11 protein-coding genes are annotated in these 13,897 nt (G+C 74.3%); 7 read left to right on the forward strand and 4 right to left on the reverse strand.

The annotated features are described in order from the left end of the window. The first annotated feature begins 47 nt into the window (after nt 1-47). From ACFV7Q_RS08385 to ACFV7Q_RS08405, 5 genes are all read left to right on the forward strand, one after another. Nucleotides 48-1,733, forward strand: coding sequence for a chitinase (locus ACFV7Q_RS08385; protein WP_385425425.1), 1,686 nt, complete (start codon nt 48-50; stop codon nt 1,731-1,733). A gap of 125 nt (nt 1,734-1,858) precedes the next feature. Beyond that, the gene (locus tag ACFV7Q_RS08390; RefSeq protein WP_385425236.1) at nt 1,859-3,190 is read left to right on the forward strand and encodes a M14 family metallopeptidase; all 1,332 of its coding nucleotides are present in this window, start codon (nt 1,859-1,861) and stop codon (nt 3,188-3,190) included. Nucleotides 3,191-3,375: 185 nt separating this feature from the next. Next, entirely contained in the window at nt 3,376-4,659 is a 1,284-nt protein-coding gene (locus ACFV7Q_RS08395) for an amino acid deaminase (RefSeq protein ID WP_385425238.1), read from the forward strand. Between the two features lie 33 nt (nt 4,660-4,692). Next, nucleotides 4,693-6,264, forward strand: a complete 1,572-nt coding sequence (locus tag ACFV7Q_RS08400) for an amidohydrolase family protein (RefSeq protein ID WP_385425241.1) — start codon at nt 4,693-4,695, stop codon at nt 6,262-6,264. 74 nt (nt 6,265-6,338) lie between these two features. After that, on the forward strand, nt 6,339-7,352 hold the full coding sequence (locus tag ACFV7Q_RS08405) for a YdcF family protein (RefSeq protein ID WP_385425243.1): 1,014 nt from the start codon (nt 6,339-6,341) through the stop codon (nt 7,350-7,352). Between the two features lie 39 nt (nt 7,353-7,391). On the opposite strand, the gene ACFV7Q_RS08410 is transcribed toward ACFV7Q_RS08405, so the two are convergent. Continuing rightward, nucleotides 7,392-9,065: a PKD domain-containing protein gene (locus ACFV7Q_RS08410; protein ID WP_385425246.1), complete on the reverse strand. Its 1,674-nt coding sequence runs from the start codon at nt 9,063-9,065 to the stop codon at nt 7,392-7,394. Between the two features lie 228 nt (nt 9,066-9,293). Continuing rightward, the gene (locus tag ACFV7Q_RS08415) at nt 9,294-10,646 is read right to left on the reverse strand and encodes a carbohydrate-binding protein (protein WP_385425249.1); all 1,353 of its coding nucleotides are present in this window, start codon (nt 10,644-10,646) and stop codon (nt 9,294-9,296) included. A gap of 196 nt (nt 10,647-10,842) precedes the next feature. Here ACFV7Q_RS08415 and ACFV7Q_RS08420 point away from each other — a divergent pair, with 196 nt between their 5' ends. Further along, nucleotides 10,843-11,037 carry a hypothetical protein gene (locus tag ACFV7Q_RS08420; protein ID WP_385425252.1) on the forward strand — a complete coding sequence of 65 codons (195 nt, stop codon included), beginning with the start codon at nt 10,843-10,845 and terminating at the stop codon, nt 11,035-11,037. Between the two features lie 589 nt (nt 11,038-11,626). Here the strand turns inward: ACFV7Q_RS08420 and ACFV7Q_RS08425 are convergent. Further along, nucleotides 11,627-12,673, reverse strand: a complete 1,047-nt coding sequence (locus ACFV7Q_RS08425; RefSeq protein ID WP_385425255.1) for a LysR family transcriptional regulator — start codon at nt 12,671-12,673, stop codon at nt 11,627-11,629. Between the two features lie 108 nt (nt 12,674-12,781). Here ACFV7Q_RS08425 and ACFV7Q_RS08430 point away from each other — a divergent pair, with 108 nt between their 5' ends. After that, a complete protein-coding gene (locus ACFV7Q_RS08430; RefSeq protein WP_385425257.1) occupies nt 12,782-13,243 on the forward strand; it encodes a nitroreductase family deazaflavin-dependent oxidoreductase in 462 nt (153 codons plus the stop codon). Here the strand turns inward: ACFV7Q_RS08430 and ACFV7Q_RS08435 are convergent. Further along, on the reverse strand, nt 13,209-13,835 hold the full coding sequence (locus ACFV7Q_RS08435; protein WP_385425260.1) for a hypothetical protein: 627 nt from the start codon (nt 13,833-13,835) through the stop codon (nt 13,209-13,211). The genes ACFV7Q_RS08430 and ACFV7Q_RS08435 overlap by 35 nt on opposite strands. Between the last annotated feature and the right edge of the window lie 62 nt (nt 13,836-13,897).

A 13,897-nucleotide genomic window follows, 5' to 3' on the forward strand; every position in this document is an offset into this window, starting at 1 on the left:
CCCCCGTTCACCTCCCTTCCTCCCCCCACGGAGACCACGTGAACCGCATGCGTTCCCTCGCCCTCCTGGGCGCCGCGACCCTCACCGCAGGCGGCCTGACCGCCCTCGCCGCCGGCCCGGCGCAGGCCGCCGACGTCAACGTCGCCCGCAACGGCGGCTTCGAGTCGGGCCTCGCGCACTGGAGCTGCAGCGCCGGCAGCGGGGCCGTCACCTCCTCGCCGGTCCATTCCGGAACGGCCGCGCTGCGGGCCACCCCGTCGGGCCAGGACAACGCGAGGTGCAGCCAGACCGTCACGGTCAAGCCGAACTCGACGTACACGCTCAGCGCGCAGGTCCAGGGCTCGTACGTGTACCTCGGCGCGACCGGCACCGGCACCCAGGACGTGTCCACCTGGACCCCCGGCTCGGGCGGCGGCTGGCAGGTGCTGTCGACGACCTTCACCACCGGGCCCGCCACCACGCAGGTGACCGTGTGGACGCACGGCTGGTACGGCCAGCCGGCCCACACCGTCGACGAGTTCAGCGTCTTCGGCCCGGACGGGGGCGGCCCGACCGATCCCGGCCCGTCGGTGCCGGGCGCTCCGGCCGGGGCCGCCGTTTCCGGCCGGGGCCAGGACGCGCTGACCCTTTCGTGGGACGCCGTCAGCGGGGCGAGCGGCTACCACGTCTACCAGGACGGCGTCCGCATCCGGTCCGTGTCCGCTCCGCCGGCGCGGATCACCGGGCTCGCGCCGTCCACCTCGTACTCCTTCCAGGTGAGCGCGTACAACGCGGCGGGCGAGGGCCCGCGGTCGGCGCCGGTGACCGGCACCACCACCGGGGGCGGCGGCCCGAACCCCGACCCGACGGTCCCGAAGCACGCCCTGACCGGCTACTGGCAGAACTTCGACAACGGCGCGACGGTGCAGCGGATCTCCGACGTCTCCGACCAGTACGACATCATCGCCGTCGCCTTCGCCGACGCCACCGCCACGCCCGGCGCGATCGCCTTCCACCTCGATTCGGCCGGGCTCGGCGGCTACACCGTGGACCGGTTCAAGGCGGACATCGCCGCGAAGAAGGCCGCCGGCAAGTCCGTCATCCTCTCCATCGGCGGCGAGAAGGGCACCATCACCGTGGGTGACGCCGCCTCCGCCACCAACCTGGCGAACTCGGCGTACGCGCTCATGCAGGAGTACGGCTTCAACGGGATCGACATCGACCTGGAGAACGGCCTCGACCCGACCTACATGACGCAGGCTCTGCGCGCCCTGTCCGCCAAGGCCGGCCCCTCGCTCGTCCTGACGATGGCCCCGCAGACCATCGACATGCAGTCCCCGTCCGGCAGCTACTTCCGGACGGCACTGAACGTCAAGGACATCCTCACCGTCGTCAACATGCAGTACTACAACAGCGGCTCGATGAACGGCTGCGACGGCAAGGTCTACTCCCAGGGCTCCGTGGACTTCCTCACCGCGCTCGCCTGCATCCAGCTGGAGGGCGGCCTCGACCCCTCGCAGGTGGGCATCGGAGTGCCGGCCTCGCCGAGCGGGGCGGGCAGCGGGTACGTCTCCCCGACCGTCGTCAACAACGCGCTCGACTGCCTGACCAGGGGCACGAACTGCGGGTCCTTCAAGCCGTCGAAGACCTACCCGGGGCTGCGCGGTGCGATGACCTGGTCGACCAATTGGGACGCCAAGGCGGGTGGTGCTTGGTCGAACGCGGTGGGTCCGAAGGTCCACGGCCTGCCGTAGGCGGTACCTGTGGGGATGGCCTGCACGGGACCTGGCCGAATCCGGGCCCTTGACCTGGACATGCCACAAGAGCACGCTGTGCGCGTCCGCACGGCTACCCCCACACTCCCCACCCAGGAGAACGCATGCGGCTCCACACCCGACGCAGGGCCGCCGTCACGGCGGCCCTGCTCGCTCTCGCGCTCGGCGCACCCGCCTACGGCATGAGCGCCACGGCGGCCCCGCCGCCCGCGCCGTCCACCGCCACCCACGACGAGGCCGTCGTCCAGTACGAGATCCAGGGCCCGTCCACCCCGCAGGAGCGCACCGCACTGCTCCGCACGGGCGTCGCCATCGACGAGGTCGACGCCCGCTCGGTCGTCGTCAGCGCCGACACCGTGCAGGCCAGGGCGCTGCGCGCCCTCGGCTACACCCTCACCCCGCTGCCCGGCCCGCCGGACCGGTCCGAACGGGGCGTGAAGGCGAGCCCGATGGACTTCCCGTCCGCGGACTCCAGGTACCACAACTACGCCGAGATGAGCACCGAGATCGACCAGCGCGTCGCCCAGTACCCCTCGATCATGAGCAAGCGGGTGATCGGGAAGTCGTACCAGGGCCGCGACATCGTCGCCATCAAGATCAGCGACAACGTGGCGACCGACGAGAACGAGCCCGAGGTCCTCTTCACGCACCACCAGCACGCCCGCGAGCACCTGACCGTCGAGATGGCGCTCTACCTGCTCAAGGAGTTCGGCGCCGGCTACGGCACCGACACCCGCGTCACCAACGCGGTCAACTCCCGGGAGATCTGGATCATCCCCGACCTCAACCCGGACGGCGGCGAGTACGACATCGCCACCGGCTCCTACCGCTCCTGGCGCAAGAACCGGCAGCCGAACTCCGGCTCCTCCTACGTCGGCACGGACGAGAACCGCAACTGGAACTACAAGTGGGGCTGCTGCGGCGGCTCCAGCGGCAGCAAGGGCTCCGAGACCTACCGCGGCCCGGCCGCCGAGTCGACGCCCGAGGTCAAGGCCGTGGCGAACTTCGTCCGCAGCCGCGTCGTCGGCGGAAAGCAGCAGATCAAGGCCGCCATCGACTTCCACACCTACAGCGAGCTGGTGCTGTGGCCGTACGGGTGGACGTACAACGACACCGCACCCGGCCTGACCGCGGACGACCTCGCCGTGTTCAAGACCATCGGCACGCGCATGGCCAACAGCAACGGCTACACCCCGGAGCAGTCCAGCGACCTGTACATCACGGACGGCACCATCGACGACTGGCTGTGGGGCGACCAGAAGATCTTCGGGTACACCTTCGAGATGTACCCGGAGTCGGGCGGCGGCGGCTTCTACCCGCCGGACGAGGTGATCGACCGCGAGACGGCGCGCAACAAGGACGCGGTGCTCCAACTGCTGGAGAACGCGGACTGCATGTACCGCTCGATCGGCAAGGAGGCGCAGTACTGCTCGTAGTCCGTCGCGGTGCACTGCGGCCGGCCGTACCAGGGCCCGGCCGGTGATCCGGGGCGCTCCCGCCGACGGGGGCGCCCCGTTCCCCGCACCGGAGCTGCGTTGACCCACGTCATGCGGGCTGTTAGACAGCAGGCGGTACTACCCGTAACAAACGTTGCAGAGCGTGCAACGCGAGGAGGATCCGCATGGGCAGCAGCGACGCAGTCCGGGGGCTCGCCGAAGAGCCGGTCGACCACCGCTTCAAGGGCCTGCCCCCGGACGCCGAACGGGCCGCCCTGACCGTCGGCGGGCTCGCGGAGCAGCAGCGCAACCTGTACACCGGCGGGTTCACCACCCCCGTCCTCACCCTCGACGCCGAGGCCCTGGAGCACAACCTCACCGCGCTCGGCGAGTACGCCGCCCGCCACCACCTGGCCTTCGCCCCGCACGGCAAGACCTGCATGGCCCCGCAGCTGTTCGAGCGCCAGCTGGAGCACGGCGCCTGGGGCATCACCGCGGCCGTCCCCCACCAGGCCCGCGTCTACCGGGCCTTCGGGATCCGCCGGATCTTCCTCGCGAACGAGCTCGTCGACCCGGCCGCCCTTCACTGGGTCGCCGAGGAACTCGCCTCCGACCCCGACTTCCGGTTCGTCTGTTACGTGGACTCCGTGCGCGGCGTCCACCTCATGGACCGGGCCCTGCGCGGCCGGGCGGCCGTCGTCGACGTCGTCGTCGAACTCGGCGCCGGCGAGGGGGCCCGTACCGGCGCGCGGACCGAGGAGGACTGCCGGGCGGTCGCCGACGCCGTCGCCGACGCCGCCTCCCTGCGCCTGGTCGGCGTCGCCGGCTACGAGGCGGAGGTGCCCGACGCGGACCCGGAGTCGGTGCACGCCTGGCTGCGGCGCCTGACCGCCCTCGCCGTCGAGTTCGACAAGGCCGGGCGGTTCGCCGCCGACCTGGAGGAGATCATCGTCAGCGCGGGCGGCTCCTCCTGGTTCGACGCCGTCTCCGACGTCTTCGCCGAACTGCCCGAGCTGTCCCGGCCGGTGCTGCGGCTGCTGCGCTCCGGGGCGTACGTCTCCCACGACCACGGCTGGTACACCCGCCTGACCCCGTTCAACCGGGTCCCGCAGGAGGGCGGCCTGCGGCCCGCATTCCGGCTGTGGACCCAGGTCGTCTCCCGGCCGTCCCCCACGCAGGCGTTCGTCAACGCGGGCAAGCGGGACGTCGCCTACGACCTGGGCCTGCCCGTGGCCGAGCTGGTCCGCGACGCCCTCACCGGCGAGGAGCGGCCGGCCACCGGGGTCCGGGTGGTGAAGCTGTCCGACCAGCACGCCTGGCTGGAGACCGACTCCGCGGACGCCGTCGAGGTGGGTGACTGGGTGGCGCTGGGCATGTCCCACCCGTGCACCATCTTCGAGAAGTGGCCGCTGATCCCGGTCGTCCAGGCGGACGGCACGGTCACGGAGTTCGTGCGCACCTTCTTCTGATCCGGCGGGCCGGGGACCCGGGGGGGGCCGCTGATGGACCTGGTGATCCTGGGGGCCCGCGTCGTCGACGGCACGGGCGGGCCCTCGTACCGCGCCGACGTCGGCGTGCACGAGGGCCGCATCGCCTCCATCGGCCGGATCCGGGCCGGCGGGCGGACGGTCCTCGACGCGCACGGGCTGGCCCTGGCCCCCGGGTTCACCGACATGCACGCCCACAGCGACCTGGCGCTGCTGCGCGACCCGGACCACAGCGCCAAGGCCGCCCAGGGGATCACCCTGGAGGTCCTCGGCCAGGACGGGCTGTCGTACGCGCCCGTCGACGACGGGACCCTCGCCGAGGTGCGGGCCGCCGTCACCGGCTGGAACGGCCCCGGCGAGGACGGCGACTTCACCTGGCGCACGGTCGGCGGCTACCTCGACCGGCTCGACCGCACCGGCACCGCCGTCAACGCCGCCTACCTCGTCCCGCAGGGCACCGTCCGCGCGTACGCCGTCGGCTGGGCCGACCGGCCCGCGACCCCGGCCGAGCTGGACCGGATGCGGGCGCTCGTCGCCGACGGCCTCGCGCAGGGCGCGGTCGGCATGTCCTCCGGGCTCACCTACACCCCGGGCGCGTACGCGTCCGGCGCCGAACTGGCCGTCCTGTGCCGGGTCGTCGCCGCGTACGGGGGGTACTGGTGCCCGCACCACCGCTCGTACGGGCGCGGTGCGCTCGCCGCGTACGCCGAGGTGCTCGCCCTGGCCCGGGAGGCCGGCTGTGCGCTGCACCTGGCGCACGCCACCTTGAACTTCCCCGAGAACACGGGCCGGGCCCCCGAGCTCCTCGCGCTCCTCGACGGGGCCCTGGCGGCGGGCGCCGACATCACCTTGGACAGCTACCCGTACACCCCCGGCTGCACCACCCTCGCCGCGCTGCTGCCCGGCTGGGCCGGCGAGGGCGGCCCCGAGGCGCTGCTCGCCCGGCTGCGGGACGACGCCGCCGCCGAGCGGATCCGGTACGCGCTGGAGGTGACCGGGTCGGACGGCTGCCACGGCGTGCCCGTGGACTGGGCGGCGGTCGAGGTGTCGGGGACCGCGGACCCGGCCCACGGCGGGTGGGTGGGCAGGCGGCTGCGCGGCTGGGAGGAGGCGAGGCGGCTGCTGCTGGCCGACCGGCTGGGACCGACCGTCCTCCAGCACGTCGGGAACGAGGAGAACGTCCGGGCGGTCATGGGGCATCGGGTGCACACCGGCGGCTCCGACGGCATCCTGTGGGGCGCGAAGCCGCACCCGCGGGCGTACGGCACGTTCCCGCACTACCTCGGCCGGTACGTGCGCGAGCTGGGCGTGCTCTCGCTGGAGGAGTGCGTGGCGCACCTGGCGGGCCGGCCGGCGGCCCGGCTGCGGCTGCCGGACCGGGGGCTCGTGAGGGTCGGACACCGCGCGGACCTGGTCCTGTTCGACCCGGAGACGGTCGGGGCCGGGTCGACGTACGACAGCCCGCGGGTCCTGCCGACCGGGATCCCGCACGTGCTGATCGGCGGCCGCTTCGTCATGCGGGACGGCCGCCGCACGGACGTCCTCGCGGGGCGGGCGGTGCGCCGGACGCCGTACCGGGGGCGCTGAGGACGGGCCGTGCCCGGGACGGGTCCTCCTCGGGGCTGATCTGCGCGGGCCGGACGGCCCCTAGGCTGAACGGCATGATCGCTTTTGCGCCGGCCGGTGTCCTGCTGCTGCTGTTCCTGGTGAGCGTCTGGGCGGACCGCCGGCGCTTCCGCAATGCCGTCCTGCTGGGGCTGACCCTCATATGGGCGTCGATCGGGGTGCTGTTCCTGATCCCGTCGCTGCCGCCGGTGCTCGCCCTCACCGCGGTGGTGCTGGTCCTGCTGGTGCCGGCGCTGGGCACCCTCGTGCTCGGCGTGTTCCTCGTGAGCAACGGCATCACCATGCTCCGCAAGGAGGGCCGCAGCCCCGCCAACCTGCTGTCCCTCGGTGCCGGGCTGGGCATCTTCGGGCTGATCGCGCTGGTCGCCTACGTCGCCGACCGGGGCTCGCCGGCGATGGACGCGGCCGTGGGCGGGCTGGTGCTGCTCGTCGGCTACGTCTCGTTCCTCTTCGTGTGCTTCCTCGCGTACGCCTTCTTCTACGGGCGGACCCACGTGCGCAGCGAGGTGGACTACGTGGTGGTGCTGGGCTCCGGCCTGATCGGCGGCCAGCGGGTGCCCCCGCTGCTGGCCTCCCGCCTGGAGAAGGGCCGGCGGATCCAGGCCGCGCAGGCGGCGCGGGGCGAGAAGGTGCCGCTGCTGCTGGCCTCGGGCGGGCAGGGCTCGGACGAGAGGCTGTCGGAGGCGCGGGCGATGGCCGACTGGCTGATCGCGCAGGGCGTGGCGCCCGACCTCGTCCGGCTGGAGGACCGCTCCCGGACTACGGACGAGAACCTCGCCTTCAGCCGGGCGGTGATGGAGGAGGAGACCGGGCCGGACTACCGGTGCGTGGTCGTCACCAACAACTTCCACGCCTTCCGCGCCGCGATGACCGCCCGCAAGGCCGGGGTGAACGGGCAGGTCGTGGGCTCCCCGACGGCCCGCTACTTCTGGCCGAGCGCCACCCTCCGCGAGTTCGTCGCGGTGTTCTGGGAGCACCGGCTGGTGAACCTGGTGATCTGCGGGGCGATCGTCGTGGCGACGGGGGTGGCGGCGCTGGTCGTCGCGTAGCGCCGCTGTCCCCGTTGCCGTCCCCGTCGCCCCCGTGCGTCAGTAGGCGTCGTACCGGCCGAACCAGTCGACGATGTAGTGGACTTCCCGGCTGCTCTGGTTCCAGAAGTCGACCACGCCGTGGGGGCCGGGCTTCGCCTGGACCAGGTTGGGGACGTCCTTGCCGGCGGTCCAGTTCAGGGTGGAGGAGGTGGGCCGCGGCGGCATCGGCGGCCAGCTGCCGTCGTTGTAGTCGTCCATCGAGTACGGGTCCGGGGCGACCGACAGGTGGCCCGCGCCGGTCGTGCTGGTCACGGTGACGTTCAGGACGTGCGCCTCGATGGGCATGTTGGTGTTCCAGTCCCGCAGGTCCATGCGCATGTAGCCGCCGGCGAGGCAGGGCCAGACGTTGGCCGGCGCCCTGCGGGAGTCGTGGAGCCGCCAAGGGCTGCTCGGGATGCCCCTGATGGTGCTGGTGAAGGCGGCCTTGCTGCCGGCGCCGTAGTAGCCGACGACGTCGACGATGACGTCGGTACCGGCCCAGGCACCGTTGCGGACGTTGATCTTCCCGTCGGGGCCGAGGGGCACGATCACCGAGTTCGCGACGGTCTGGCCGGCGGTGAAGTTCAGGTTGGACGTGGTCGGGGCGGCCTGGCCGCTGGGGAAGACGGTCAGGTGGCCGGCCTCCCGCGGGTTGGTGACGGTCACGTTGAGCGCGACGGCGGTCGCCCCGGCCGGGACGCCGCCGCGGCCGGTGATCTGCACGCCGATGGTGCCCTGGCCGGCGACCTGGCCGCGCGGCGCTCCGTTGCCCTCGCGGGTGTCGACGAAGCGGACCGGGTTCAGGGCGGTGTAGCCGTCGGACGCGGACCGGTCGAAGTAGCCGGTGACGTCGGCGATCAGGTCCGCCGCGTTCCAGCCGCCGTTGTACAGCTCGACGTACCCGTCCTGGCCGACCGGGACGATCACCATGTTGGGGACCGTCTGCCCGGCGGTGTAGTTCATGTTCGAGGTCTCGGGGCGCGCCCGGCCCGACGGGTAGACGGAGACGTGCCCGCCGGCGGTGGTGTTGGTGACCGTGACGTTGAGGACCACGGCGGTGACCGTGGCCGGCACCTTCCCGGCGCCCGCGACCTTGACGCGGACGGACGAGTACGGGCCGACCTTGGCCTTGGCGGCGCCGGTGCCGGAGCGGGTGTCGAGCAGGCGGAGCGGGGCGTGCGGCACGAAGAAGGAGCCGGCCGTGGCGAACGGCATGGTGTTGACGGCCTGCACGTTGTGGACGCTGTCGACGACGGTCACGGTGACGGTGTACTCGCCGGGCCGCGGATAGGTGTGCTTGTTGTGGAGCAGCACGGCGGCGCCGGTGGCCGATGCCTTGCCGGTGGTCCCGTCGCCCCAGTCGATGGTCACGTCGAGCGGGGCTTCCGCACTCGCGATGTTGATGCCGAGGCTGAGGCCGCGGGCGGTGGTGATCTCGCCCATCAGGGAGATCGCCAGGTCGGGGTTGCCGGTGGCGTCCTGGCCCCCGCCCCCGGGGAGCACCGTGCGGACCGTGCGCTCGTGCGGGCTGTGGAACGTGCCCGTGTAGTCGGCCCCCGCAGCGGGTGTCGCAGCGGACGCCGCAGCAGGCGCCGCGGGCAGGGCCGGAACGGCGGCCTGCGCCGGGCCCGGTATGAGACCTGCACCGGCCGCGATGGCGGCGGCGGAAACCATGAGTCGGCGACTGCGCACCGGCCCCCCAAGTGTGCTCTGTGGATGACATGATCAGGTCGAAAGCGTGGGTCAGAGTACAGAGCGGCGGGGCGGTGGGTGACGGCGGGTGCGCCGTGGCTCCCCCTTGGCAGCCACGGGGCACCCGCCCACCTCACGCGGGGAGGCGTGTCCGTGGCAGGCGCGCTGTCGCAGGGGCGGCCACGGGCGCGGCCACGAGGGCGGTCACAGGCGCTGCCACGAGGGCGGTCACAGGCGCTGCCAGAGCGCGGGGACGTTCGGGGGCTCCCAACCCGTCTGGGCCTGGTGGCCCTGCAGGCAGCGGTAGCTCGCGCCGCCGTACGTGACGGTGGCGCCGGCCGCGTAGACCGTGCCGGCCTTCCAGGTGCCGCCGGGCTCCGGCTCGCCCGGGCCCGGGCCGGGGCCCGGGTCGCCGCCGGTGGTCCTGAGGGTCAGCCCGTACGCGGAGAGGATCGGGTTCAGCGGCTGGAAGAAGGTGGTGCCGCCGCTGGAGCAGTTGCCGGAGCCGCCGGAGGTGACGCCCTGGGCCTGGCTGCCGGAAACGTAGGAGCCGCCGGAGTCGCCGGGCTCGGCGCAGACCGTCGTGCGGGTCACCCCCGAGATGGTGCCCTCGGGGTAGGTGACGCTGGTGCCGTGCTGCTGGACGGTGCCGCAGTGCCAGCCGGTGGTCGATCCCGAGCGGCAGACGGAGGCCCCGACGGGCTGCAGGACGGAGCCGGTGACCTGCACGAGGGCGCCGCCGCTGCCCTTGACGTACGGGGTTGCCGTCCAGCTGGAGTTCGTCGCGACCCAGGCCATGTCGGTGCCGGGGAAGACCGACGCCTGGAAGGAGCCCTGGGCGGCCTGGTTGTACCCGGTGGTCGTGGTTCCGGCCCGGCCGCAGTGGCCGGCGGTGGCGAAGCCGTGCGTGGTGCCGCGGGTCACCGGGAAACCGACGGAGCAGCGGCCGCTGCCGTTCATGTAGTACGCGTCGCCGCCGCGCAGGTCGTACAGGGGGCGCGGGGCCTCGGCCGTGCGGACCACGGTGACCAGGGAGGCGTCGGTGCCGGTGGCGGCCAGCAGGCGGGCCGCGGCGCCCGGCTCGACCTCCTCCACGACGAGGGTGTTGGTCCGCGGGTCCACGTACCGGACGGGGGTCGCGGCGGTCGCGGAGCGGTCCAGGACGGCCTTGGCGGAGTCGAGCACGGCCAGGCCGTGCGGGACGACGCGGGCCCGGGCCCCGGCGGCGCGTATCGCGGCGGCGTCTTCGGGCCGGGTGGTGGCCACGGTGAGGGTGGTGGCGTCGGCGCCGTCCACCCAGGCCCCGGCGAAGGCGGTGCCGAGGCGGCTCTGCAGCCGGGCGGCGGTGGCTCCCGCCTCGGCCTCGTGGACCAAGCGGGCCGAGGCCTGGGCCGGGGTGAGGCCCAGGTCGCGCTGCATGGCGGCGAGCAGCTCGGGCGGGGCGTCGGCGGTGCGCAGGGCCTGCGCCGCGGTGGGGGCGGGGGCGGCCGGGGCGGCGGCGGTGGTGGGGCCGGCGCCGGCGAACAGCAGGCCGGCGGCGGCCAGGGCGGTACACGCCGCGCGGGCGTGTCGCTTGGGCATGGGGATCTCCTCGGATTCCGTGGGGGGACGCGGCAACCGTAGGAATCCCAACGGGGGCCCGGGTACTGCCAGTTGGCCCCTCCCCCGGCGTTATGCCCGGGCCGCGATCGCGGGCTGCGGCCCGCCGAGGTGCGTTCATGACTCCGCAGCCGGAGGATGGGGGGCAACCAAGCAGGGCACTGCAACGGAGGCACCGATGGGAACTGAATCGGACCAGCAGCCCCAGGCCGCATCCCGGCCGGTCAGGCTCAACACCGGCGGGGAAGGCGCGTACGACCCCGAGGACCTCGTCATGGCGACGGGCGCCGACCCGACTCCGGAGCGGGTCGAAAAGGCCCGGAAGCTGATCGAGAAGGAGGGCAGGGCGGTCATCGAGCGCTTCCTCCCGTAACGGATCCCGTACGAAGGCTGCGGTCGGCCCCGGGCCGGACTAACTCCGCCCCGGGGCCACACCTCGCCCTGGCCCGCGCCGACCGGCCCACCGGTGCCGGCGCCGACCACCCCGCGCTGACGCAGGGCGCGGCCGGGGCGCGGGAAAGCGGCCTGCCCAACGGCACAGCACAGGTAGGCGCACCCGGCCCCCAGGCAAGCGCGTCCACCCCTGGAACCGTCCCGGCCCGGCCCGTACCACCCCGGCCAGACGGCCGCACAGCCGCCGCGGCACCCCGCGGAGGAGCCAGGGGCGCGGGGAACTGCGCGCTCAACCACCACCGACCGACACCCAACCAACGGCGATCCACACCCCGAACCCCGGCGCACCCACGGCCCGGCCCGGTACGGCCGGTCCCCGTAGGCGGCCCCGACGCGGCAGGCCGCAGGGACGACGCCGGGCGCGGGGCCCACGATGCAGCCGTGCGGGGCCCCGCGCCACGGGCCGCCGGGAGACCCCGGCAGCGCGCCCCCGCAGCATCCGCAGGCCCGGCTCCGCCGACGCCGTCGACCGCACCGGCGGACCGGTGCGACACGGCTTGCCGGGGCGGCTAGCCCCGGTCGGCGGCCGGACCGGGGACCCGGGCCGCTGCCGGGGTCGGGGTCCGTGCCGCCGGGCCGGACGCCGCGCGGGTCAGGGCCTCCGCGTGGGCGGACCGGGCGTGGTCCAGGAGGGAGGAGGCGCGGGCCGCGGCCCGCCCGGCGGGGTGCCAGCCGAGCAGGTGCCGCCAGACCAGCGGGGTCCCGGCGAGGGGCCGGGTGACCAGTCCGGGTGTGGCCGGGAAGGTGGCCCGGCACAGCCCGACGGCCCGCCCGACCTGCACGAGGTGCACGCAGGAGGCGGTGTCGGCCTCGTACACGCACGCCGGCGTGAACCCGGCCCGTACGCAGGCGGCGGCGAAGCAGTCCCCGAAGCAGCCGTCCCCGGGTACGTCGGTCCAGGCCTCGGCGGCCAGTTCGGCCAGCTCGATCTCGGCCCGGCGACCCAGGGGGTGGTCCTCGGCCAGCATCACGTGCACGGGGTCGCGCGCCACCTCCGTCCAGGCCAGCACCGCCCGCCGGGCCCCCGGCCCCGGCCCCATCCCCGTACCCGCGCCCGCGCCCGTACCGGCGCCCGTTCCCGGCCCCGGCTCGGGCGGGGCGCTCTCGCCGCAGGCCCCGACCAGCGCGAAGTCCAGCCGCCCGGCGGCGACGGCGCCGGCGATCTCCCGCTCCGACCAGGAGGTGTACGTCGTCACGGGCACCCCGGGCTCCCGGCGCGCGAGCCGGTCCACGAGCCCGCCGAGCAGCGGGCCGTGCGTGCCGCCGAGCCGGTATCCCCCGGCCCCCTCACGGGTGAGGCGGACGGCCTCCTCCTGGAGCTCGCGGACCGCGGGCAGCAGCACCCGGGCCCGGTCGAGCACCAGCTCCCCGAGCGGGGTGCTGCGGACCCCGTCCCGGCCGCGTACGAACAGCTCGCCGCCTAGCCCCCGCTCGATCCGCTTGAGCTGGGCGCTGAGCGCGGGCTGGGCGAGTCCGAGCGCGGTGGCGGCGCGGGTGAGGCTTCCGGCCTCGGCGACGGCCCTGACGATCCTGAGGTGCCTCAACTCCAGATCCATGCGACGAGCTTGGTCCAGACCACCGCATTGCGCCATGGGTGTGACGGACCGTATCCGGTCGAGCTGAAGGATCGTTAAGCCGGCCGGGGGTCGTTACTCGGAGGAAGCATGCAGACGATCACCGTCGACTGGGACCACCCCGCAGACCCCGCGCCGGCATCCGCCCGGGACCACGTACGCGAATACGTGCGCACCGGCGGCGTCGACGGCCATCTCTGGCACGGGGTCCCCACCCTCCTGCTCACCACCCTGGACCGCGCCACCGGCCGCACTTCCCGCACCCCGCTGATCTACACCGAGGACGAGGACCGGCTGGTCGTCGCGGCGGCGGGCTGGGGCGCCCCGCGGCACCCGGCCTGGTTCTGGAACCTGACCGCGCACCCGGAGGTCCGCGTGCAGGTGGGCCCGGTGGTCCGCCCCGCCGTGGCCCGCAGGGCCACGGACGACGAGCGCGAGGCGTACTGGCCGGCCCTGGCCGCCCTGTGGCCCGCCTTCGACGACTACCAGGAGCACACGCTCCGCGTGATCCCCCTGGTCATCCTGGATCCCCCGCCCCGCGCCCGGTACTAGCCGCCCCGGCCGCCCGGGCCCGGTCGCGGGTCCACGCCACCGCGCCCACCAGGACGGCCACCGCCACCGCGTACACCGGCAGCCACAGGGTCGTGGTGGCCGCCAGGCAGTCGGCGACGGCCCGGCGGCCCTGGTCCTGCTGGGCGAAGGCCAGGGCCGCGGGGTCGCTGCCGGCCAGGTTGCCCAGCGTGGCCTCCGCCTGCAGGGCCGCGTACCGGCCCGCCAACGCGCAGTGGCTGCGCGTGCCCGGCATCGGGAACAGCCAGGCCAGGCGTTGCAGCAGGGGGGCGAGCGCGATCGCCACGCACAGGCCGACGACCAGCGCGTACGCGACCAGGCTGCGGGTGTACCCGGAGCGGAGGTCCGGCGACCACGGCTGCCGCTGCTGGAAGGCGAGCATGATCGCGAGGAGCGTCGCCCCGATGAACGTGGCGAACCACTGCCACGAGCCCTGGGCGAGGGCGAACGTGAGCACCGCCGCGAGCCCGATGCCGATGACCCCGGGGACGGGGGCGCCGTGGTCCGCCCCGGCGGGCGCCGGCGCCGGCGCCGTGCGCGTCCGCGGGCTTCCTGGGCGGCTGGGTTCGCTCACGGGCCTCTCCTGCAGCAGCGGGGGAGGCCCCAGCATCCGGCGCGGGTCGCCGCGGCCCCCGG

Source organism: Streptomyces sp. NPDC059851 (genome assembly GCF_042732005.1).
Lineage (GTDB): Bacteria > Actinomycetota > Actinomycetes > Streptomycetales > Streptomycetaceae > Streptomyces.

Coding starts and splice junctions, on each gene's coding strand:
- ACFV7Q_RS08425 (WP_385425255.1), bottom strand. CDS start 12,673: ATGGATCTGGAGTTGAGGCACCTCAGGATCGTCAGGGCCGTCGCCGAG.
- ACFV7Q_RS08395 (WP_385425238.1), top strand. CDS start 3,376: ATGGGCAGCAGCGACGCAGTCCGGGGGCTCGCCGAAGAGCCGGTCGAC.
- ACFV7Q_RS08430 (WP_385425257.1), top strand. CDS start 12,782: ATGCAGACGATCACCGTCGACTGGGACCACCCCGCAGACCCCGCGCCG.
- ACFV7Q_RS08415 (WP_385425249.1), bottom strand. CDS start 10,646: ATGCCCAAGCGACACGCCCGCGCGGCGTGTACCGCCCTGGCCGCCGCC.
- ACFV7Q_RS08400 (WP_385425241.1), top strand. CDS start 4,693: ATGGACCTGGTGATCCTGGGGGCCCGCGTCGTCGACGGCACGGGCGGG.
- ACFV7Q_RS08420 (WP_385425252.1), top strand. CDS start 10,843: ATGGGAACTGAATCGGACCAGCAGCCCCAGGCCGCATCCCGGCCGGTC.
- ACFV7Q_RS08390 (WP_385425236.1), top strand. CDS start 1,859: ATGCGGCTCCACACCCGACGCAGGGCCGCCGTCACGGCGGCCCTGCTC.
- ACFV7Q_RS08405 (WP_385425243.1), top strand. CDS start 6,339: ATGATCGCTTTTGCGCCGGCCGGTGTCCTGCTGCTGCTGTTCCTGGTG.
- ACFV7Q_RS08385 (WP_385425425.1), top strand. CDS start 48: ATGCGTTCCCTCGCCCTCCTGGGCGCCGCGACCCTCACCGCAGGCGGC.